At 62.4% G+C, this 21,618-nt stretch carries 22 protein-coding genes, 1 other RNA gene and 2 pseudogenes; 15 read left to right on the top strand and 10 right to left on the bottom strand.

What is annotated here, in order from left to right; genetic code table 11:
* Nucleotides 1–28 precede the first annotated feature (28 nt).
* The 8 genes and pseudogenes from EPK82_RS20500 to EPK82_RS20460 all read left to right on the top strand — a co-directional run.
* Entirely contained in the window at nt 29–427 is a 399-nt protein-coding gene (locus EPK82_RS20500; RefSeq protein WP_134677851.1) for a hypothetical protein, read from the top strand.
* A 291-nt stretch (nt 428–718) separates the two neighbouring features.
* Complete coding sequence (locus tag EPK82_RS20495) at nt 719–1,072, top strand: hypothetical protein (RefSeq protein WP_134677850.1); 354 nt, start codon at nt 719–721, stop codon at nt 1,070–1,072.
* 244 nt (nt 1,073–1,316) lie between these two features.
* On the top strand, nt 1,317–1,670 hold the full coding sequence (gene imm2, locus EPK82_RS20490) for an Imm2 family immunity protein (protein ID WP_134677849.1): 354 nt from the start codon (nt 1,317–1,319) through the stop codon (nt 1,668–1,670).
* Between the two features lie 141 nt (nt 1,671–1,811).
* On the top strand, nt 1,812–2,330 hold the full coding sequence (locus EPK82_RS20485) for a hypothetical protein (RefSeq protein ID WP_134677848.1): 519 nt from the start codon (nt 1,812–1,814) through the stop codon (nt 2,328–2,330).
* Nucleotides 2,331–2,405: 75 nt separating this feature from the next.
* Nucleotides 2,406–2,906 (top strand): annotated as a pseudogene (locus EPK82_RS20480) (transposase); the annotation flags it as partial.
* Nucleotides 2,907–3,055: 149 nt separating this feature from the next.
* A complete protein-coding gene (locus tag EPK82_RS20475) occupies nt 3,056–3,802 on the top strand; it encodes a hypothetical protein (RefSeq protein WP_134677847.1) in 747 nt (248 codons plus the stop codon).
* A 249-nt stretch (nt 3,803–4,051) separates the two neighbouring features.
* The gene (locus EPK82_RS20465) at nt 4,052–4,381 is read left to right on the top strand and encodes an antitoxin YezG family protein (RefSeq protein ID WP_134677846.1); all 330 of its coding nucleotides are present in this window, start codon (nt 4,052–4,054) and stop codon (nt 4,379–4,381) included.
* A gap of 133 nt (nt 4,382–4,514) precedes the next feature.
* Nucleotides 4,515–4,640 (top strand): annotated as a pseudogene (locus tag EPK82_RS20460) (transposase); the annotation flags it as partial.
* A gap of 114 nt (nt 4,641–4,754) precedes the next feature.
* Here the strand turns inward: EPK82_RS20460 and EPK82_RS20455 are convergent.
* Nucleotides 4,755–5,735 (bottom strand): NADPH:quinone oxidoreductase family protein, encoded by a 981-nt coding sequence (locus EPK82_RS20455; RefSeq protein ID WP_037056704.1) that lies wholly within the window; start codon nt 5,733–5,735, stop codon nt 4,755–4,757.
* A 155-nt stretch (nt 5,736–5,890) separates the two neighbouring features.
* Here EPK82_RS20455 and EPK82_RS20450 point away from each other — a divergent pair, with 155 nt between their 5' ends.
* Complete coding sequence (locus EPK82_RS20450; protein WP_037056706.1) at nt 5,891–6,295, top strand: flagellar basal body-associated protein FliL; 405 nt, start codon at nt 5,891–5,893, stop codon at nt 6,293–6,295.
* 99 nt (nt 6,296–6,394) lie between these two features.
* Here the strand turns inward: EPK82_RS20450 and EPK82_RS20445 are convergent, their stop codons facing one another.
* The 9 genes from EPK82_RS20445 to EPK82_RS20405 form a co-directional block, all read right to left on the bottom strand.
* A complete protein-coding gene (locus EPK82_RS20445) occupies nt 6,395–7,519 on the bottom strand; it encodes an ABC transporter permease (protein ID WP_037056708.1) in 1,125 nt (374 codons plus the stop codon).
* On the bottom strand, nt 7,519–10,224 hold the full coding sequence (gene rbbA / locus EPK82_RS20440) for a ribosome-associated ATPase/putative transporter RbbA (RefSeq protein ID WP_134677845.1): 2,706 nt from the start codon (nt 10,222–10,224) through the stop codon (nt 7,519–7,521). The genes EPK82_RS20445 and rbbA overlap by 1 nt, the downstream gene beginning before the upstream one ends.
* Nucleotides 10,221–11,288, bottom strand: a complete 1,068-nt coding sequence (locus tag EPK82_RS20435) for an HlyD family secretion protein (RefSeq protein WP_134677844.1) — start codon at nt 11,286–11,288, stop codon at nt 10,221–10,223. The genes rbbA and EPK82_RS20435 overlap by 4 nt, the downstream gene beginning before the upstream one ends.
* 90 nt (nt 11,289–11,378) lie before the next feature.
* The gene (locus EPK82_RS20430) at nt 11,379–13,217 is read right to left on the bottom strand and encodes a sensor domain-containing diguanylate cyclase (protein WP_134677843.1); all 1,839 of its coding nucleotides are present in this window, start codon (nt 13,215–13,217) and stop codon (nt 11,379–11,381) included.
* A gap of 50 nt (nt 13,218–13,267) precedes the next feature.
* Entirely contained in the window at nt 13,268–13,717 is a 450-nt protein-coding gene (locus EPK82_RS20425) for an EVE domain-containing protein (RefSeq protein ID WP_037056712.1), read from the bottom strand.
* A 379-nt stretch (nt 13,718–14,096) separates the two neighbouring features.
* Nucleotides 14,097–14,693: a 5-formyltetrahydrofolate cyclo-ligase gene (locus EPK82_RS20420; protein ID WP_037056713.1), complete on the bottom strand. Its 597-nt coding sequence runs from the start codon at nt 14,691–14,693 to the stop codon at nt 14,097–14,099.
* 49 nt (nt 14,694–14,742) lie between these two features.
* A non-coding RNA gene (gene ssrS, locus EPK82_RS20415) (6S RNA) lies at nt 14,743–14,921 on the bottom strand.
* A gap of 66 nt (nt 14,922–14,987) precedes the next feature.
* A complete protein-coding gene (locus EPK82_RS20410; protein WP_037056715.1) occupies nt 14,988–15,293 on the bottom strand; it encodes a cell division protein ZapA in 306 nt (101 codons plus the stop codon).
* Nucleotides 15,290–15,499, bottom strand: a complete 210-nt coding sequence (locus EPK82_RS20405; protein ID WP_003458652.1) for a TIGR02449 family protein — start codon at nt 15,497–15,499, stop codon at nt 15,290–15,292. Before EPK82_RS20405 ends, EPK82_RS20410 begins: the two co-directional genes overlap by 4 nt.
* Nucleotides 15,500–15,693: 194 nt before the next feature.
* Between EPK82_RS20405 and EPK82_RS20400 the strand changes: the two genes are divergently transcribed.
* From EPK82_RS20400 to EPK82_RS20375, 6 genes are all read left to right on the top strand, one after another.
* Entirely contained in the window at nt 15,694–16,248 is a 555-nt protein-coding gene (locus EPK82_RS20400; RefSeq protein ID WP_037056717.1) for a YecA/YgfB family protein, read from the top strand.
* Nucleotides 16,249–16,266: 18 nt separating this feature from the next.
* On the top strand, nt 16,267–17,601 hold the full coding sequence (pepP, locus tag EPK82_RS20395; RefSeq protein ID WP_037056719.1) for a Xaa-Pro aminopeptidase: 1,335 nt from the start codon (nt 16,267–16,269) through the stop codon (nt 17,599–17,601).
* 4 nt (nt 17,602–17,605) lie between these two features.
* On the top strand, nt 17,606–18,790 hold the full coding sequence (ubiH, locus tag EPK82_RS20390) for a 2-octaprenyl-6-methoxyphenyl hydroxylase (protein WP_134677842.1): 1,185 nt from the start codon (nt 17,606–17,608) through the stop codon (nt 18,788–18,790).
* A gap of 93 nt (nt 18,791–18,883) precedes the next feature.
* Complete coding sequence (locus EPK82_RS20385) at nt 18,884–20,101, top strand: 2-octaprenyl-3-methyl-6-methoxy-1,4-benzoquinol hydroxylase (protein ID WP_037056723.1); 1,218 nt, start codon at nt 18,884–18,886, stop codon at nt 20,099–20,101.
* Between the two features lie 34 nt (nt 20,102–20,135).
* On the top strand, nt 20,136–20,447 hold the full coding sequence (locus tag EPK82_RS20380) for a YceK/YidQ family lipoprotein (protein ID WP_134677841.1): 312 nt from the start codon (nt 20,136–20,138) through the stop codon (nt 20,445–20,447).
* 95 nt (nt 20,448–20,542) lie between these two features.
* Nucleotides 20,543–21,544 (top strand): extracellular solute-binding protein, encoded by a 1,002-nt coding sequence (locus tag EPK82_RS20375; protein WP_037056727.1) that lies wholly within the window; start codon nt 20,543–20,545, stop codon nt 21,542–21,544.
* Nucleotides 21,545–21,618: the final 74 nt, after the last annotated feature.

Here is a 21,618-nt window from a genome sequence, read left to right as displayed (position 1 = left end):
TCATTACTATGCCGCCGAGGACGAACTGATGGCTAGCTTGGCTTGGCTTGAAAGCCTCAAGGAATCATTTGCTTCAACTGGCCTGGATTATGAGGACCTTTATGAGCTGATTGAGGCATCTATAGTGAGAGGGCGAACTAGTTTCCCTGCGTTTATCTATGACGCTTCGCGGGGAGTTGGCTTCTCTGTAAGTGAGGGTTTTTTCTACTCTCTTGATCAGGACTGGGACGACCCGGAAGACTTCAATGAGGTCAGTTTCTTTTTGGGCGAAGTGGAAACCTCAAGTATCCCAGTACCTGACTACGTTCTTCTGATGAAAGTTGCAGCTGATGTTTACTCTGCTTTCTTTCCTGATGAGGGGGGAGGTGTTCTAAGGTCTGCTGAAATATTAGAAGAACGATACTCAAAGAAGTCCCTGTCTAATTGAGCATGTTTATTTCAATTCGAGGTCAGCGCCGGGCAATAGCCACCCATCCACGATCCTGCCCCTGAACCCTTCCAGAATGGCCTCGATGCCGAGCCTACCCTCGGCAAAGGCTTCCGGAACAAGGGGACAGATTTATTTTTAGGTTGACGGTGCTGCGTCATAAATAAATCTGTCCCCTTTTTTCGAGGTGAAATACCCGCCAGGTAATGGGGTTAGGCCGAGTGAATTCAAGGTGTATGCCATGATGGATGGTGAGTTAAAGCAGTTCACATTTATTCAATGAGGTGAGGCATGAATACAGTTGAAGATGCCTATAATGAATTGGCTAGAGGGATTATTGATTTTATTGGGGGGCGCTCATGGGATAAAGCCTTCTGTAGTTGTCAGATTTATCACCGGATGGCATCAACAGTCTATTGGCTTGAAAGCTTCGGCAACGTTGATAAAAAGGCATTGGCTTGGCCAAATAGCTGTATTGATAGTGGCAAGGCGGCGATCCTGATTAGGGATGATGTTCTCCAAAAAAATGGGCAGCGCATTTGGGGGCTGATTTTTACGCTTTATCCTGATGGGAAATTTAATATTGAGTATGACTACAGTAAGCCGGAAGATTATGAGGAGACGGACGACATCGTTGGAGAGTAATGGTGAATCAAGGGAAGGTCTGAACTAGGGCGTTATTTTGGGTCGCCTTGACGGGAAAAGGGGACAGATTTATTTTTAGGCTGACGGTGCTGCGTCATAAATAAATCTGTCCCCTTTTTCTGTCCCCTTTTTCCGCAAGCTGTCTAAACGTGGCGGAGCAATTTAAGGCGAAATATCCCAATATCACAGTTAATATTCTTGATAATCAGGGCGTTATGCTCCGCCCGCCGAGGAAGACGCCGTAATGGAAGATCGAGTGACTTATGGTGAAATCCGGGCTTGGTTTCTGGGCAGCTATTACAACTATTGCAGAGCCAAACTCAGCCACCAAAGCCCATGGGCTGAGGGAGAAAGCGAAGTAGGCTATGCCTACAGTGAGCTTGAGAATTCCTTTGACTTGCCTGTTGAAAAATTAATGTTGGAGATTTTAGCGCTTATTCTTTCGGCAGATAGGTCTTCAGAGAAAGTCAAGAAATATCACCTTGACATGATCCGCGGATTGCTAAAGGAGATCGAGCTATCTTCTGTTTTGAATGATTTGCCCTCTGACGAGGCCGCAGAGCTAAAAAAAGATCTCAGGGTGTTGGGTCTTTATTAATTAGATGAAAAGGGGACAGATTGGGAAAAGGGGACAGATTTATTTTTAGGCTGACGGTGCTGTGTCATAAATAAATCTGTCCCCTTTTTCCGTTATGCGCAGCCATGGTGTTGATGTTACCCATACTCCCGGGATAGCAAGATGATAGATGCCCTGAAAGAAAAGCTGTTGATGGAGCTAGTTAATCTAGATGCACCATGGGTAAAAAAAATTGAGTACAACTCTGAAGGCAGTGATTTGAATTGGCTTCCTGTTGCAGAGCTTTCTGGCGGACGTTTCCTTTTAGGGCTTACTGCCGAGGGGCTTTGGGCTCGATCGACTGAGTCTGCTGTTCAGACAGTCAGCGACGAAACAGCGTGTGTATTTTTTCTGCCAATACTAGAAGACCTTCCAGAAGTGGTTCGCGGCAAGATAATTGATGGGCTTAAGTGTTATGGGCTTTCTGAAGAATTCATAGACACATTTCCTTTTGAAAAAGTTGTTATAGAGGGCCTTAAAAGTCAGAGCGAGTACTGGTCTGGTTTGGCATTGAAGTGGGTCTTATTCGTTCCACGGTCTAGCCGTTTGACAGTAGAAGTAGAAGCATTGAGTAAAACTGGGGAGAGTCAGGGAATACGGCACGCGGCTAGAAAGATAGCTAAGCAGCTTAAAGCTTCGTGATAAAAGAGAAAAAGGGGACAGATTTATTTTTCACCAGATCGACTAAGCTGCAGGTCTTAATGGAAGGAGATCGTTATGCCAAGGATGGGGCGAATAGTATTGCCGAACTACCCACATCATGTGGTGCAGCGAGGGCATAACCGGCAGGTGGTGTTTGCTGCTGAACAAGACTATCAGCGTTACATTTCTGATCTGCGTGAGCTGAAAGATGTCTTCGGGGTCAAGGTTTACGCCTATTGCCTGATGACCAATCATGTCCACCTGCTGCTGGCGCCCGGTGAAGCTGTTGCCGGGCTGGGGCAGTTGATGAAGGCGCTGGCGGCGCGAGCTACGCGCTATCGAAATCGTCTGGAGGGGCGCACCGGCACTCTCTGGGAGAGTCGCTACAAGTCCAGCGTCGTCGAGTCAGACGCCTACTTGCTTGCCTGCTGTCGCTATATCGAACTGAACCCGGTTCGAGCCCACATGGTTGCCGAAGCGGTTGATTATCCCTGGTCGAGCCATCGGATGCGGGTAACGGATCAGGCGGACAGCGATTGGTTAGATATAGACCCCTGCTTAGGGAAAAGGGGACAGATTTATTTTTAGGCTGACGGTGCTGCGTCATAAATAAATCTGTCCCCTTCTTCCTCGCAGGGAGGCTCATCCGTCAGGTGAGAAGTACTGGTAGTGATATTTACAGGTATAACCCCGCTACGGGCGATTTGGCGAAGTTTTGATGGCTTATGAAATCATATATACAGGTTGCAATTAGAACAAAGGCTGAAACGATTGATTGGGACATTGGCGAAAGGCTCATTGATTCGTTGAGCCTGAACGGTAGTTTACTGATTCCGGAGAAGGTCTCGCATAATGAAGATAAGTTCACGGAGTCTTTTGTAGGAAAATCTGCGTGTGAAGGTGTTTGGGCATCTAAGGCTGTCATTCGTGTCAACGGCGCTTTGTCGGACTTCCGCCAAGACTTTGCATGGAGAAGAAAGAAGGCGATTAAATCCTCAGGAAGTGTTGTTCATACATCTCGAAATATTCGCGGGCAAACCGTTCCGGGATCAATTTCCCTAAACGCTGCTTGCAGTGAGAAGATCGACTGGTATTCGCTCTTCAGGACGTGGTGCGAAATATTTCCTCCTCAGCTTGGAATGCTTCATCTCTTCAGTGAGCCTGAGCTTGGCCCCCATGAAAGAAATAACAGTTTTCAAATAGGGTCATTTAATGCGGCCTTGAAGCCCGATGTGCCAAATGTTGGCTGGGCGATGTTTTATGGAGACGAGTTTGCCCAAGAGGTTGATGCTGATCAAATCGCAGCATCAGGCTTTCCTATTGAGAGATTAGGTAATGGCTACTTGGTGAGAGTTACAAATAGCATTCAAGATATGGTGGATGATTTCTCGTTATTTTCAAAGCGCCGCGCTGAGCTTAAGAGTTTGTTTCGAGAAGGTTTTTTCCTAACCAATCACGAACCTTCGATTTGAATATCATCAACACCGGTCTTGCGCCGGTGTTGTCATACTCAGGAAAAGGAGGCAGCAGAGAAAGGGGGCAAATTTATTTTTAGGCTGACGGTGCTGCGTCATAAATAAATCTGTCCCCTTTTTCGTTCTGAAAATTGAGCCTGTCTATTCTGGCTCAGCTGTGCGGCCTGATAGATTTATTGTCAGATACTCTATTGATGGTGGTCGCCCTGTTATTGTTGATTTCAAAAACTCACCGGGTGGTGTCTGATGGGCGATCAAGAGTTATATCAGAAAATTGGACAGCTTTTAGTTGATGCTGGCCCAGCGGATGCTAGGGAAATAATAGTTCGTGTGGAGCTTTTCTCAGAGGGTGACGGGGGGAGGTATGAGTTCGATTATGTTAATCAGTCTGGTGGGTTGAGTTGGTTTGATCCGGATGGGCGCGCTGTAGGAGGTCTGACAGACTTGCTGGTCCAATTGCGAGATTATTTTTCAACCAACAATTTGACCGCTGGAGAGAAGGCTTGGTCTGGGTGTGTAATCACATTAGACGTTGATGAAATGAAATTTGGTATTGAGTTCAACTACAATAAGTAGTGTCGCTTCTTCTCAATGAAAATAGCCCCGGCAATGCCGGGGCTATTTGTTTCACTCCGCGGTAGGGAAAAGGGGACAGATTTATTTTTCACCTGACCGACTAAGCTGAAGGTCTCAATGGAAGGAGATCGTTATGCCAATGATGGGACGGATTGTATTGCCGAACTACCCACATCATGTGGTGCAGCGAGGGCATAACCGGCAGGTGGTGTTTGCCGCTGGGCAGCACGATCAGCTCAGCATTTCTGTGCTACCTGACCGATGCCTTCAGACCCAAGTCCTCTGACCATTGCCTGATGTCTGTCCACCAAGGCCGCCGCTAGAGCGACCTTGGACACCTGCGTGCAACCGTGTCCGGTGCGCTCGACGCCTCCTACCGCACCTCCACCACCACTTTACCCACCGCCTTACGCTGGCCGAGTGCATCGATCGCTTCGCCGCCGCGCGCCAGCGGGAAGGTCTGCGACACCAGTGGTTTGAGTTTGCCCTCGGCGTGCCAGGCGAACAGTTGCTGGAAGTTGTCGGCGTTGTCCTGCGGTTGGCGCTGGGCGAATGAGCCCCAGAACACGCCGACCAGGGCGGCACCCTTGAGCAGCGGCAGGTTGGCCGGCAGGGCCGGGATGCCGCCGCCAGCGGCGAAGCCGACCACCAGGAAGCGGCCGTTCCAGGCGATGCTGCGGAAGGCTTCCTCGAACAGCGTGCCGCCCACCGGGTCGTAGATCACATCCACGCCCTGGCCGCCGGTGAGTTTCTTCACCTCGTCCTTCAGGCTCTGCTCGCTGTAGTTGATCAGTTCGTCGGCACCGGCCTTGCGCGCCACTTCCAGTTTCTCGGCGCTGCTCGCAGCGGCGATCACTTTTGCACCCATGGCCTTGCCGATTTCCACTGCTGCCAGGCCGACGCCGCCGGAGGCGCCAAGCACCAGCAGGGTTTCCCCGGCTTGCAGGTTGGCGCGCTGCTTGAGGGCGTGCATCGAGGTGCCGTAGGTCATGCCGAAGGCCGCTGCGGTGGTCAGGTCCATGCTCTTCGGTACCGGCAGCACGTTGTAGGCTGGCACGGCGACCTCTTCGGCGAAGCCGCCCCAACCGGTCAGGGCCATTACCCGGTCACCGCTGCGCAGGTGGCTGACCTTCTCGCCTACCGCCTTGACCACACCCGCTACCTCGCCGCCTGGCGCGAAGGGGAAAGGCGGCTTGAACTGGTACTTGCCTTCGATGATCAGCGTGTCCGGGAAGTTGACCCCGGCGGCCTGGACCTCGATCAGCACCTCGTTCTTTTTCGGTTCGGGGCTTGGCAGGTCTTCCAGTACCAGGGTGTCGGCAGGGCCGAAGGCTTTGCACAGCAGGGCTTTCATCAGATGCGTTCCTCTTGCAGGGTGCCATGCAGTGTAGGAAGCGCCTGCCATGGGTCAACGAGCATGCCCGCGCCTGATAGCCCGGCATAAGCGCCGGGCTTGGGTGCTGGCGTGTGGATGGCTATGCTAGGCACATCCCCGATGGAGTGCCGAACGTGAAACTGTTGACCGCCCTGTTGCTGAGCCTGTCGATCTGCCTGCCTGTCCTGGCGTCTTCGGAGAAGAAGGAAGAGGTGCCGACGACGATCTACCACAGCCTGACGCCTGCCCTGATCGGCAACCTGGCCGACCAGGGCAACCGTCTGAAGTTCTTCAAGGCGGACGTCGCCTTGCGCGTGACCGGCACCGAGGCCGAGGAGCAGGTCAAGCACCACGAGCCGCTGATCCGTCATCAGCTGGTGCTGCTGTTCTCGGCCCAGACCAGCGAGACCATCAATGCTCCCGATGGCCGCGAGAACCTGCGCCAGCAGGCGCTCAAGCAGGTGCAGGACGCGATCAACGCGGAAGAAGGCAAGCCCGTGGTCGAGGACCTGCTGTTCAACAACCTGATCATTCAGTAGCCACAAGCCACAAGCCACAAGCCACAAGCCACAAGCCACAAGCTGCAAGAGGGTGCCTGCTTCTACTTGTGGCTTGCCGCTTGAAGCTTGCTGCTGCTTCTAGGCCATCTGCGCCAGGGTCTTGCGAAAGCGGCTCAGCGCGGCGAGGAAGAACAGCGTGCCGATGCCGACGATGGCCAGCAGGTTCGGCCAGACGATGGCCAGCCCCGCGCCGCGATAGAGGATGGCCTGGGCCAGGGCGACGAAGTGGGTGGTCGGTGCGGCCAGCATGATCTGCTGTACCAGTTCGGGCATGCTCTCGCGCGGTGTGGTGCCGCCGGAGAGAATCTGCAGCGGCAGCAGCACCAGGATGATCAGCAGACCCAGCTGTGGCATCGAGCGTGCCACGGTGCCGAAGAAGATGCCCATCGAGGTGGTGGCGAACAGGTGCAGCGCCGCGCCCAGCAGGAACAGGGCGATGGAGCCTTCGATCGGTACCTGCAACCAGCCCTGCACCACCAGCAGCAGCGACAGCGCCGCTGCCGTCAGCACCACCAGGCCCATCGACCAGACCTTGGCCAGCATGATTTCCAGCGGCGTCACCGGCATCACCAGCAGGTGTTCGACGGTGCCGTGCTCGCGTTCGCGGATCAGGGCGGCGCCGGTGAGAATGATCGAGAGCATGGTGATCTGGTTGATCACCTCCATCACCGAGCCGAACCAGGCGCGGGTCAGGTTCGGGTTGAACTGCACGCGCAATACCAGATCGGCGGGCTGCTGCAGGTCGCCCCGGTAGCGGCGGACGAACTCGGCGACTTCGCTGGTGCCGATGTTCTGGATGTAGCCGGCGCCGGTGAAGGCCATGCTCACCTGGGTGGCATCGACGTTGAGCTGGATCGCCGGGCTGCGGCCGGCCAGTACGTCACGCTGGAAGTTCGGCGGAATATTCAGGGTGAAGGTGTAGCGGCCGGAGTCCATGCCGCGATCCATCTGGCTCAGGTCGATGCGCTCCGGCGTGCGGAAGTAGGGCTGCTGGAAGGCCTGGATCAGCCTTTCGGAGAGTTGCGACTGGTCCTCGTCGACCACGGCGATGGCGGCGTTGTGCAGGCTTTCCGGCAGGCTGGTGGCGGCCGAATAGACGCCCATGCTGAAGGCCCAGAGGATCAGGATCACCAGCGCCAGGTCGTGCTGCAGGCTGCGCAGTTCCTTGATGCCGAGGTGCAGGATATTGGCCAGGCGTTCCATCAGACCTCCTGTTTGCGCAGCAGGCTGGCGCTGAGCAGGGTCAACAGCGGCACGGTCAGTGCCAGGGCGAGGAAATAGCCGGCCAGGTCGCGTAGCTCCAGCGCCTTGGAGAACAGGCCACGGCTGATCACCAGGAACTGCGATGTCGGGTAGAGCTGGCCGACCAGCGCGCCGAAGCCTTCCAGCGAAGCCACCGGGTAGATCAGCCCGGAGAACTGGATGGCGGGCAGCAGGGTGGCGATGGCGGTGCCGAATACGGCGGCGATCTGGCTCTTGGTGAAGGTCGACATGAGCAGGCCGAGGCCGGTGGCGCAGGCCAGGTAGAGCAGGGCGCCGGCCAGCAGGGTCAGCGGGTTGCCCTTGAGCGGCACGTCGAACACGGTGACCGCCAGCAGCACCAGCAGGATGAAGTTGAACAGCCCCAGGGCGATGTAGGGCAACTGCTTGCCGAGCAGGAATTCCAGGCGGGTGACCGGGGTGACGTAGAGGTTGATGATCGAGCCCAGCTCCTTCTCGCGCACCACGCCGAGTGCCGTGAGCATCGCCGGGATCAGCATCAGCAGCAGCGGGATCACCGCCGGCACCATGGCCTTGAGGCTTTCCACGTCCGGGTTGTAGCGGTAGCGCACTTCCAGTTCGGCTGCGCTGCTGGCTTGTGGCTGAGGCGAGCGCCGGGCCAGCTCGGCCAGGTAATGCTGGTGCAGGCCGGTGACGTAGCCCTTGATGGTTTCGGCGCGGGTCGGCATGGCGCCGTCGATCCACATGCCGATCTGTGGGCTGGCGCCGCGCTTGAGGTCGCGGCCGAAGTTCTGCGGTATCTCCACTGCCAGGCTGATGTCGCCGTCGCGCAGGCGTCGCTCCAGTTCGTCGTAGTCGCGCAGGGGCGCCTTCTCCAGGAAGTAGCGCGAGCCGGAGAGGTTGAGGTGATACTCCTGGCTGGTGGTGGTCTGGTCGCGGTCGAGCACGGCGAAGGACAGGTCTTCCACGTCGAGGCTGATGCCGTAGCCGATGATGAACAGCAGCAGCACGGTGCCCAGCAGCGCCATGCCGCCCCGGATCGGGTCGCGACGCAGCTCCAGCGCCTCGCGCCGGGCATAGCTGAACAGGCGGCGCAGGCTGAAGCGCTGGCGCTGCGGTGCGGGTTTCTGTTGCAACGGTGGTGCCTCGCTGAGCGGCTGCTCGCCGACGGCTTCCTGCAGGTAGGCGATGAAGGTGGCTTCGAGGCTGTCCAGCCCGCGCTTGTCCATCAGCCCCTGCGGCGTGTCGCTGTCGAGCACCTTGCCGGCGTGCATCAGCGAGATGCGGTCGCAGCGCTGCGCCTCGTTCATGAAGTGGGTGGAGATGAAGATGGTCACGCCGTCCTGGCGCGACAGGTCGAGCATCAGTTGCCAGAAGCCGTCGCGGGCGACCGGGTCGACGCCCGAGGTCGGTTCATCGAGGATCAGGATCTCCGGCTTGTGGATCACCGCGACGGCCAGCGAGAGGCGCTGGCGGATGCCCAGCGGCAGACGCTCGGGGAGCATGTCCATGACCTCGCCGAGGTCGAAACGCTCGGCCATCTGCGCCACCCGTGGGCCGATCTCGGCGCTGGGTACGTGGAACAGCTGGGCGTGCAGCACCAGGTTCTGCCGCACTGTCAGCTCGCCATACAGGGAGAACGCCTGGGACATGTAGCCGACCCGCTTGCGCGTGGCCATGTCACGCGGGTCGACCGCCTGGCCGAACAGCAGTGCCTCGCCCTCGCTGGCCGGCAGCAGGCCGGTGAGCATCTTCATGGTGGTGCTCTTGCCGCAGCCGTTGGAGCCGAGGAAGCCGAAGATCTCGCCACGGCGAATGCGGAACGACACCTGGTCGACGGCAACGAAGTCGCCGAAGCGCATGGTCAGGCCCTTGGCCTCGATGGCGATCTCGCTGCTGCCCTGCAGCGGGGGGATAAGTACCTGTTGGTGGCCGCGCCGCCGCTCTTCCGGGAGCAGGGCGATGAAGGCCTGCTCCAGGCTGGCGCAAGCGGTGCGTTCGCGCAGTTCGGCGGGGCTGCCTTCGGCCAGCACGCGGCCGTCGTCCATCGCCACCAGGTGGTCGAAGCGCTCGGCTTCCTCCATGTAGGCGGTGGCCACCAGCACGCTCATCTGCGGGCGCTGTGTGCGGATGCGCTCGATCAGCTCCCAGAACTGGTTGCGTGACAGGGGATCGACGCCGGTGGTCGGCTCGTCGAGGATCAGCAGGTCGGGATCATGGATCAGCGCGCAGCACAGCCCGAGTTTCTGTTTCATACCGCCGGACAGCTTGCCGGCTGGGCGTTCGCGGAACGCGGCCATGCCGGTGCTGCGCAGCAGGTCGTCGATGCGCTGTTCGCGTTCGGCGGCGTCCTGGCCGAACAGGCGGCCGAAGAAATCGAGGTTCTCGAACACCGACAGGGTGGGATAGAGGTTCTTGCCCAGGCCCTGCGGCATGTAGGCGATGTGCGGGCAGACGTTGCGCCGATGCCGAGCCTCGGCCATGTCGCCGCCGAGGACCTCGACCTGGCCGTCCTGGAGCTTGCGGGCACCGGCGATCAGCGCCAGCAGGCTGGACTTGCCGACGCCGTCCGGGCCGATCAGGCCGACCATGCGCTGTGCCGGCAGGCTCAGGTCGATCTGCTGCAGGGCGTGGGTTTCGCCGTAGCGCAGGCCGACGCCAGCCAGGCGCGCGACCGGCGCGTTCATTGCGGAACCTTGATCGCCAGGTGCTCAGGCCATTCGGCCTCGGGGTCGAGGCGCAGGTAGGCCATGCCGGGGACGCCGGTCTTCACCTGCTGCAGGTGCTTGCTCAGCAGCTCGGGGTCGATGCGTGCCTTGACCCGGAACATCAGCTTCTCGCGTTCGCTGGCGGTTTCCACGGTCTTCGGCGTGAACTGGGCGACGCTGGCGACATAGCTGACCTTGGCCGGGATCACGTACTGCGGTGCGGCATCGATCACCAGGCGCACCTCACTGCCGAGGGCGACGCGGCCGGCCTGGCGTTCGGGCAGGAAGAAGGTCATGTAGACGTCGGTGAGGTCCACCAGGTTGAGCAGCTTGCCGCCCGCGCCGAGCACTTCTCCCGGCTGGGTCACACGGTACTGGACGCGGCCGGCGCGCGGCGCCTTGAGCTGGCTGTCGTCGATGTCCACCTGCAGGCGTTCGACGCTGGCCTGGGCGGCTTCGGTGGCCGATTGCGCCTCGATGGCCTGCGACTGGGCGGCGGCGATGCCGGCCTCGGCCGAGCTGACCTGGGCACGGGCGGCGGCCAGGGCGGCTTCGGCGCTCTGCAGGCGCGCCAGGTCATCGTCCAGCTGTTGCTGGGCCAGGGCATTGCGCTTGACCAGCGTGGCGCTGCGCGCGTGACGCTTGCGTGCGGCATCCAGCTCGGCCTGGCGCTGGCGCACCACCGCCTCGGCGGTGCGCTTCTCGCTTTCCCGCAGGCTGATCTGGCTGGCAGCCGTCACCTGGCCATTCTCCGCCTGGCGCAACTGCGCACGGGCCTGGGCCAGCTGGGCCTCGAGGACCTGGGTGTCCATGCGCGCCAGGACCTGCCCGGGCTCAACGAAGTCGCCTTCGTCTACATCGATACTGGCGATGCGTCCGGCCAGTTTGGTCGCTACGTCCACCTCGGTGGCCTCGATGCGCCCGTTGCCGCTGGCGAAGCCCTCCGGCAGGCCGCTCGGGCGCAGTTGCCACCAGGCGATGGCGGCCACTGCGGCCAGGCCGAAAACGATCAGATAGGGGAGGCGACGTCGCGCGTTGTTCATCTCAGCGTCCTTTCTGCGGGCCCTTGCTCGGGACCATGATTAGCAGACTTTCATTGTCTGCGCTCAGCCTGTTGCGTGGTTTGATGCAGGTCAAGCGAGGGCGGCGCCCCACAGGCAGGTGCGATTGCGGCCCTCGTGCTTGGCACTGTACAGCGCCTGGTCGCAGCGGGCGATCAGTTCGCCGGGCTGTTCGTCACGAACCGGATCGAGCACGGCGAGGCCGATGCTCAGACTCAGGCGTTCCAGCGGGCTGGCGGGGTGAGGAAGCTCCAGCGCGGCGATGCCGGCGTGAATGCGTGCGGCGACGTGCTCGCCGCCATCGAGCCCGGTGCCGGCCAGGATGATGGCGAACTCCTCGCCGCCATAGCGGCAGGCCGCGTCGCCCTCGCGCTGCAGGCTGTCCTGCAGCACGGCGCTGACCTTGCGCAGCGCATCGTCGCCGGCCAGGTGGCCGAGGGCGTCGTTGTAGGCCTTGAAGTGGTCGATATCCAGCAGCAGCAGGGTCAGCGGCGCACCGGCCCGTCGTAGCCGACGCAGCTCGGCCTGCAGGCGCTGGTCGAAGTAGCGCCGGTTGTAGAGGCCGGTCAGGCCGTCCTGTTGCGACAGGCGTTGCAGGCGGTCCTCCAGTTGCAGGCGCTCGCTGTTGTCGCGGGACACGGCAATCAGGTACTCGCGCCCATGCAGCTCCACCAGCTGCGTGTTGATCTCGGCGGGCTGGCGGCTGCCGTCGCGACGGATCAGCTCGCGCTGGAAGATCCGCGAGAGGTTGTCGCGTTGTGCCTCGCGGACCTGCTGCAGCCAGCGGTGGAAGCCCGGCAGGAGCTTTTCCGGGTCCTCGCGCAGCAGTTCGGCGAACTGTTCGGGGCGATAGCCCAGCGTGGCGTAGGTCGCCTGATTCATGTGCAGCAGCTCGCGACTGCTGCTGTCGAAGATGAACAGGCCGTCATGGCTGGAGTCGGTCAGGTCGAGCACCAGTTGCAGGCGCTCGCGGTTTTCGCGCAGGCGTTGCTCGGTCTCCTCGCGGCGCTCGGCTTCCACCTTGTAGCGTCGGTTGGCGAGTTGCAGGGCATGGGCGCGGCGGCTGTTCTCCAGGGCCAGGGCCAGCGCGGCGACCAGCAGCAGGCTGATCGCCAGGCTGGCGCCGAGCACCACGCCGGACAGCGGCGACTCGAGCTGTTCGAGCAGGCGCGCCGTGGGGCTCAGGCGCAGGCTGAAAGCCTGGTTGTTGAGCAGGCTGAGGCCCAGTTGCAGGCTGTGTGGGTCGTCGCCCGTCGTGTCGCCGTGGCGGAACAGGACCTGGCCGTTCTCCAGCAGTTCGAGGTTGAAGGCGTCGCGATCGATCTGCGTCAGCAGCTGCACCATCAGCGGTTCGACGCGAAATACGCCCTGGAGGAAACCGTCGAAGACGCGCTGGCCATCCTGCTGCCGATAGAGCGGTGTGTAGAGCACGAAGCCGCGCCCGCCCTGAACCAGGTCGAAGCTGTTGGAGAAGCGCTGCTCGCCGGTGTCGCGTGCCTCCATGGCCAGCGGGTAGTTGGGGTGACTGGGAAGCAGGCGAAAGTTCAGCGCGGCCTCGTTGCCGGCCACCGGGAACAGCCAGCGCATGCGCAGGTCGTCGCCCACCCACTGGATCGACTGGTAGGCGGGAAAACCGCGCAGTGCGCGCTCGACTTCATCGTCCCAGCTGGCGCGGGGCAGGCGCCCCAGGCTGTTCCACAAGCGGGCGATGCGCTCGAGGCTGGCCACTTCCAGGTGCAGGGTGCCTTCCAGCTGACGCACGAGGCTGCGCGCCTGGTAGCCGACGCGTTCGTCCAGGCGTTGCTGCTGGACGCCTTCGATCTGCCGCCACAGCAGCACGCTGGCGCCGCTCAGCACCAGTAACAGGAAGGCCAGCGCGAGTCGCGCTGGCCAGGCGGAGGATGCCGGCATGGATAACTCCCAAAGCTCTCATTGGGTGATAGCACAGTGCCGGTGCTGGCTCAACGCATGGCCAGGATCGCCGTCCATTCTTTTTCGCCGACGGGCATCACCGAGAGCCGGCTGCCGCGCTGCACCAGGGCCAGTTCGGCCAGCAGCGGGTTGTTCTTCAGGTGCTGCAGTGGCAGCACCTCGGCGAAGGCTTCGACGAACGCCACATCCAGCGCGCTCCAGGGGTTCTTCTCCGGGCTGGCCTTGGGGTCGTGGTAGTGGCTCTGCGGGTCCAGCGCGGTCGGGTCCGGGTAGACCTCGCCGTCGATGCGGCCAATGCCGGCGATGCCCGGCTGCGGACAACTGGAGTGATAGAAGAAGAACTGATCGCCCGGACGCATCGCGCGCAGGAAGTTGCGCGCCTGGTAATTGCGCACGCCATCCCAGCGCGTCTTGCCCAGGCGTTGCAGGTCGTGGATCGACAATTCGTCGGGTTCGGACTTCATCAACCAATAAGGCATGAACTTTGCTCCTGCAGGTCTGTCCGTTAGCGGACGCTCGTTTGAGTGGAACTCTCCGACAGCCGGTTGGCGCCAGAAATTGCACCGCGCTCGGCCCTGGCGGAAAATGCCCGGCTTAACGCTTGGCGACGTCGTATTGCACACAACAATAACGCGCGACCAACGCGCGCAGTTGCCTTGAAGGGGGAGGCAATAGATGAAACGCAAGCCAGATCTTTTGTGGGTTCTCGTAGTACTTTTCAGTCTGGGCGTGGTTACCACGGGTTACACCCAGAGCCTTTGGGAGCGCCAGAGCGACGTTTCCATCAAGGTCACGCAGCAGCCCTGATTCGCGGGCTCGCAGCGTCAGCGCCGCAAGGATCGCGGTGCCACCCGCTCGTCAGTACCAGCGCCTGTCCGTCACCGTCGCCTGCAAGGGCACATCCCAGCTGGCCATCGCCAGTTCGTCCACCCGCTGACATTCATGCGCCAGTCCCAATAGCGTCGGCTTGTGCCAATTTTTGCGCATGCGCAGGTAGGCCAGGCTGCGGTCATAGAAACCACCGCCCATGCCCAGGCGACCGCCGCGGTCGTCGAACCCCACCAGCGGCAGCAGCACCAGGTCCAGTGCCCAGAGCTTGCGCTGACGTTTGGGGCGCGGGCTGGGTTCGAGGATGCGGAAGCGATTGCCCGCCAGTTTCTCGTGCCGGGTGACGCGCTGGAACACCATCTTGGTGCGCGGCCAGGCGCTGAGCACCGGCAGGTAGGTGCGCTTGCCGCGTTTCTGTGCGGCTGCCAGCAGCGGGCGAGGGTCGATTTCGCCGTCGTTGGGCAGGTACAGGGCGATGTGCCGGGCGCGGCGAAACTGCGGGCTCTGCGCCAGTTGGCGGTACAGGTTGCGCGCGGCGCTGCGTTGCTGGCTGCGGCTGAGCGCACGACGACGCTGGCGCAGCACACGGCGCAGTTGCGGGCGGCTGAGTGGGGCGGAAGGAGTCATGGGCAGAGGATGAAGCAGGGTGGGTAGCGGCGGCTACCGGAGGGGGAGGTGACTTCCCAGCGTGCCGCTGTCGGTTTAGCCCTTGAACCCGAAAGTTCAAGGTGGAGGTTGCAGGAGGCGTTAAGGCTTTCCGTCAGGCGGACATGCACACCTGCCCCAACATGCAACCCCCGTGGTTGTGCGTATCGGCTCAGGGACATCCCCGACTGGCGCACACCCCAGGAAGTGGCGGCCAGTATACCCGAATAGACGGGTGGAGGGGCGGCCTGCGACGAACTGGCAGGCATGTTCGGCTCAGGAAGCCGAGTCGTCGGTCAGGGCGCGGTCGACGCGATCGAGCAGGTCGCGCACCTGCTGGCGCGTGGAGCTGGCGTCCTGATCCAGGCGCTGCTGCTTGTGCAGCAGGTCATGGGTGATGTTCAGGGCCGCCATCACCGCCACGCGGTCGGCGCCGATCACCTTGCCGCTGGTGCGGATCTCGCGCATCTTGCCATCCAGGTAGCGCGCGGCGCTTTCCAGGTTGGCGCGTTCGTCCTGGGGGCAGGCGATGCAATATTCTTTGTCCAGAATGTGGACGGTCACGGTGTTCGACTGGGTCATGAGTCCTGCTCCAGGGCTTTGAGGCGCGAAATCATCGATTCGACCTTGTGCCGGGCCATTTCGTTCTTTTCGATCAGATGGGCGCGTTCCTCGCGCCAGGCCTGTTCATTCGCCAGCAGGAGTCGGTTGTGAGCCTTGAGCTGCTCGACACGCTGGATCAGCAGCTCCAGCTTGGCGGTCAATGCGTGCAGATCGGCGTCTTCCATGGGCTCTCGCTATGGGAGGGAATGGCTGGACTATATAGGCTGGACCCGGGTAGGGGTCAAACCCAGATGGCAGTGGCGTGATGCGTACGACGTCATCGACACCCCGGCGGACTTCGATGGTCTTGCCGCGTCTGCCGGTGCTAGGATACGAGGCCTCCATTCTAGAGATTGCGCCGTCTGGCGCCTAGCTATCTATGTCGATTCCAAGTTCTCCCTACGCCGCCTTCGCCGCTCTGCTGAGCAGCGCAGGGCACTCCGTCTCGCCCGCGGAACTGCATGGCCTGCTGCTCGGCCGCAGTTGCGCCGGTGCCGGCTTCGAGCCGGATGCCTGGCTGCTCGACGCCACCGACCTGCTCGGCGGTGAGCCGCAGGACAACGTGCGCCAGGCGCTGATCGGTCTGCAGGAGATGGTCAAGGGCGAGCTGTGCAGCGAGGACATCAGCCTGGTGCTGCTGCTGCCGGATGACGAAACCCCCCTGGCGCAACGTGCGGTTGCCCTGGGCCAGTGGTGCCAGGGCTTCCTCGGTGGCTTCGGCCTGACCGCCCGCGACGGCGCGCTGAGCGCCGAGGCCATGGAAGTGCTGCAGGATCTGTCCGCCATCGCCCAGGTCCAGGGTGGCCTGGAGGAATCCGAGGATGGCGAGAGCGATTACATGGAAGTGATGGAATACCTGCGCGTCGCGCCCCTGCTGTTGTTCACCGAGTGCGTGAAGCCCGCGGCGCCTGCCGCCAAACCCTCCCTGCACTGATCTTTCCCGGAGCCCGTCTTGACCAGCATCCCCAAGTCCGAATACGCCCGTCGGCGCAAGGCGCTGATGGCGCAGATGGAACCCAACAGCATCGCCATCCTGCCGGCTGCGCCGGTGTATATCCGCAACCGCGATGTCGAGCACACCTACCGCCAGGACAGCGACTTCCAGTACCTCACCGGTTTCCCCGAGCCGGAAGCGGTGATGGCGCTGATTCCCGGTCGCGAGCACGGCGAGTACGTGCTGTTCTGCCGTGAGCGCGATCCCGAGCGCGAGCTGTGGGACGGCCTGCGTGCCGGCCAGGATGGCGCCATCGCCAGCTATGGGGCCGACGATGCGTTTCCCATCGGCGATATCGACGACATTCTTCCGGGGCTGATCGAGGGGCGCGAGCGCGTCTATTACGCCATCGGCTGCAATCAGGAGTTCGACCAGCGCCTGATGGAGTGGATCAACCACATCCGCGCCAAGGCCCGTCAGGGGGCTACGCCGCCGAACGAGTTCGTCGCCCTCGACCACCTGCTGCACGACATGCGCCTGTACAAGTCGGCTGCCGAGGTGAAGGTGATGAAAGAGGCTGCCGAGATCAGTGCGCGTGCGCACATTCGCGCGATGCAGGCCAGCCGCGCCGGCCTCCACGAGTACCACCTGGAAGCCGAGCTGGATTACGAGTTCCGCAAGGGCGGGGCGAAGATGCCGGCCTATGGCAGCATCGTCGCGGCGGGCAAGAATGCCTGCATCCTGCACTACCGCGAAAACGACGCGGCGCTCAGGGATGGCGACCTGGTGCTGATCGACGCCGGCTGCGAGATCGACTGCTACGCCAGCGACATCACCCGCACCTTCCCGGTCAGCGGCACCTTCTCGCCCGAGCAGAAGGCCATCTACGAGCTGGTGCTGGCGGCCAACGAGGAAGCCTTCAAGCACATCGCTCCGGGCAAGCACTGGAACGAGGCGCACGAAGCCACCGTTCGCGTGATCACTGCCGGCCTGGTCGAGCTGGGCCTGCTCAGCGGCGATGTCGACGAGCTGATCGCCAGCGAAGCCTACAAACCCTTCTACATGCACCGGGCCGGCCACTGGCTGGGCATGGACGTGCATGATGTCGGCGACTACAAGGTCGGCGGGGAATGGCGCGTGCTCGAGCCGGGCATGGCGATGACCGTCGAGCCGGGCATCTACATCGCCACCGACAACGAGGCGGTCGCCAGGAAATGGCGCGGCATCGGCGTGCGCATCGAGGACGACGTGGTGGTGACCCGCAAGGGCTGCGAGATTCTCACCGGCGGGGTGCCCAAGAGCGTCGCCGAGATCGAGGCACTGATGGCGGCCGCGCGCAGCGAGGCGGCCTGAGCCCATGTCACGTGTGCATGTGGCGATCATCGGCGGTGGCCTGGTCGGTGCCAGCCTGGCGCTGGCCCTGCAGGACAGTGCGCGGCAGCGGGGCTGGCGCATTGCGCTGATCGAGCCCTTCGCTCCGGGCAGCGACTACCAGCCCAGCTATGACGCACGCTCCACCGCGCTGTCCTACGGCAGCCGGCTGATCTACGAGCGCCTCGGCCTGTGGCAGGGTATCGCCCAGCGGGCCGAGCCGATTCAGCAGATTCACGTTTCCGACCGTGGCCGTTTCGGCGCCACGCGCCTGCAGGCGATCGAGGAGGGCGTGCCGGCGTTGGGCTATGTGGTGGAAAACGCCTGGATCGGCCATTGCCTGTGGCAGGCGCTGGATGCCGATGTCGTCGAATGGCGCTGCCCGGCGGAGGTCAGCGCGATGCAGCGCCTGGACGATGGCTATCGTCTGACGCTGAGTGACGGCGCCAGCCTCGAGTGCGACCTGGCCATTCTCGCCGATGGCGGCCGCTCCGCCCTGCGTGAGCAGCTCGGCATCGGCGTCAACGTCAAACCCTATGGGCAGAGTGCGCTGATCGCCAACGTCAGCCCGCTGGAGGCGCATCGCGGGCAGGCCTTCGAACGCTTCACCGATGACGGCCCGATGGCCCTGCTGCCGCTGAGCGACAACCGCTGCGCTCTGGTCTGGACGCGTGCGAGCGCCGATGCCGAACGCCTGCTGGCGATCAGCGCGGCGAGCTTCCTCGGCGAGTTGCAGCAGGCCTTCGGCTATCGCCTGGGCGCCCTGCAACAGGTCGGTGCCCGGCATCTCTATCCATTGAGCCTGGTCGAGGCGCAGGAGCAGGTGCGGCCGCACCTGGTGGTGCTCGGCAATGCGGCGCACAGCCTGCACCCCATCGCGGGCCAGGGCTACAACCTGTCGCTGCGCGATACCCTGGCGCTGGCCGAGGTGCTGATCGGCAGCGAGGGGCCGCTGGGCGACTTCGCCACGCTGCAGCACTACCAGCAGCGGCAGCAGCTCGACCAGCAACTGACCGTCGGCTTCTCCGACCAGGTGACGCGCCTGTTCAGCAATGCCCAGCCGCTGCTCAGCGCCGGGCGCAACCTGGGGCTGCTCGGCCTCGACCTGCTGCCGCCGGCCAAGCGCTGGTTCGCGCGGCAGGCCATGGGTCTGGGAACCCGCAGTCTGTGAGTCGATTCGTAGGGTGTCGTGGGGCCGCCCAGGCCGTGCGCACCATGGATTCCGAGCGGTGCGCAGCACGCACCCCTGAGTTTAAGGAATGATATGCGCGCGGATTTGATCATCGTCGGCGCCGGCATGGTGGGCAGTACGCTGGCCCTGGCGCTGGAGCACAGTGGGCTGGACATCCTGATCGTCGATGGCAGCCCGCTCAGCGTGCCGCCCTTCGTCGCACAGGCGCCGTTCGAGCCACGGGTCAGTGCCCTGTCCATGGCCAGCCAACGCATCCTGCAGCGCTTGGGCGCCTGGGACGGCATCGCCGCCCGACGGGCCTGCCCCTACGGCGAGATGCGCGTGTGGGATGGCTCCGGCACCGGCAGCATCCATTTCGCTGCGGCCAGCGTGCATGCCGAGACGCTGGGGCATATCGTCGAGAACCGTGTGGTGCAGGACGCCCTGCTCGAGCGCCTGCACGACAGCCAGATCGGCCTGTTGCCCGGCGCGCGCCTGGAACAGCTGCGCCGCAGTGGTGACGACTGGCTGCTGACCCTCACCGATGGCCGCCAGCTGCGTGCGCCGTTGCTCGTCGCGGCCGATGGCGCCAATTCCGCCGTGCGCCGCCTGGCCGGCTGTGCCACGCGCGAATGGGATTACCTGCATCACGCGATCGTCACCAGCGTGCGTTGCGAGCGCCCGCACCAGGCCACGGCCTGGCAGCGTTTCACCGACGATGGTCCGCTGGCCTTCCTGCCGTTGGCCGGGCCGGCTGGCGAGCACTGGTGCTCGATCGTCTGGTCCACCGTGCCGGCCGAGGCCGAGCGCCTGATGGCGCTGGACGACGAGGCTTTCTGCCGTGAGCTGGGCAAGGCGTTCGAGTCGCGTCTCGGCACGCTGCTGCATGCCGACCGCCGTCTGTGCATCCCGCTGCGTCAGCGTCATGCGAAGCGCTACGTGGAGCCGGGGCTGGCGCTGATCGGCGACGCCGCGCACACCATCCATCCGCTGGCGGGGCAGGGCGTCAACCTGGGCTTTCTTGATGCCGCCGTGCTCGCCGAGGTGCTGCAGCATGCCGCCGCACGTGGCGAGAACCTGAGCGAGGAGCGCGTGCTGAGCCGTTTCGAACGCCGCCGCATGCCGCACAACCTGGCGATGATGGCCGCGATGGAAGGTTTCCAGCGCCTGTTCCAGGCCGACCCCCTGCCGCTGCGTCTGCTGCGCAACATGGGCCTCGACCTGGTCGACGGCCAGGCCGAGGCCAAGGCACTGTTCGTGCGCCAGGCGCTGGGGCTTTCCGGTGACCTGCCGGAGCTGGCCAGGGCCTGAGCCCGCCCCTTGCATGGATGAACGAGGAGCGTGCATGAAGCACCTGCTGCGTGGCGTGTGGATAGCGTTGCTCGCTGTCGCAGGCGGCTGCGGCACCCTGACGGGCCGCGAGGGTGAAAACGGCGCCCTGCCGGTGGAGACCTACAAGAGCGTCAACGGCGATCTCTACCTGCTGGGGATGCGCCCTGGCCCCAGCGGCAGCGGCAATCCCGGGACGGTGGTTTGCTGGTTCAGCGTCGTCTGTCCCGTGCTGGCGGTCGTCTCGCTGCCGCTCGATGCGCTGATCGATACCTTGCTCCTGCCTGCCGATCTGCGGGCCGCCCGCGAGCCTGAAAATGCTTTGTAACAACTGACCCTTGTGCAAGGGAAGGTTTCGTTGAGAAGGCAAATAACATTCACTACTATTCAGCCACTTTTGCTTACCCATAAGAGGCTGGTCCCATGAAGGCTCGCAACGCGCTTCTCGCCGCATTCACCCTCAGCACCCTGGCTACTGCCGTCCAGGCCGCCGATGAAGTCGTGGTCTATTCGTCGCGCATCGACGAACTGATCAAGCCGGTATTCGACGCCTACACCGCCAAGACGGGTGTGCAGGTGAAGTTCATCACCGACAAGGAAGCGCCGCTGATCGCCCGCCTCAAGGCCGAAGGGGCCAATACCCCGGCCGACATGCTGATCACCGTCGATGCCGGCAACCTCTGGCAGGCCGAGCAGGAAGGCGTGCTGCAGCCGACCAAGTCCGCCGTGATCGACGCCAACATCCCGGCCCAGTATCGCTCCAGCACCGACAGCTGGACCGGCCTGTCGCTGCGCGCGCGGACCATCTTCTACTCCACCGAGCGGGTCAAGCCGGAGGAGCTGTCCACCTACGAAGCGCTGGCGGAGAAGAACTGGGAAGGCCGCCTGTGCCTGCGTACCAGCAAGAAGGTCTACAACCAGTCGCTGACCGCCACGCTGATCGAGGCCCATGGCGCCGAGAAGACCGAAGAGATCATCAAGGGCTGGGTCAACAACCTGGCCACGGACGTGTTCCCGGATGACACCGCGCTGCTGCAGGCCATCGACGCCGGCCAGTGCGACGTGGGCATCACCAACACCTACTACTACGGCCGCCTGCACAAGCAGCAGCCGGACCTCAAGGTCAAACCCTTCTGGCCGAACCAGGATGACCGTGGCGTGCACGTCAACCTGGCCGGTGCTGGCGTCACCCAGCATGCCCCGCATGCCGAGCAGGCCAGGAAGCTGCTGGAGTGGATGACCACCCCGGAAGCGCAGGGCATCTTCGCCGGCGTCAACCAGGAGTATCCGGCCAACCCGGCGGTCGAGCCGTCTGCCGAGGTGGCGTCCTGGGGCACGTTCAAGGCCGACAGCGTCGCCACCGAAGTGGCCGGCAAGCGCCAGGCCGAAGCGACCATGCTGATGGACCGCGCCGGCTGGCAGTAAGGGGGATTGCGCAGGGGGATGACGCCTCTTCATCCACCGTGGTGGAGTGCCAGAGCCTGAGCCACCCTGCGCCT

Origin of the sequence: Ectopseudomonas khazarica (assembly GCF_004521985.1) — a bacterium.
GTDB classification, from domain to species: domain Bacteria; phylum Pseudomonadota; class Gammaproteobacteria; order Pseudomonadales; family Pseudomonadaceae; genus Aquipseudomonas; species Aquipseudomonas khazarica.
This window is presented reverse-complemented; position numbering and strand designations above follow the sequence as displayed.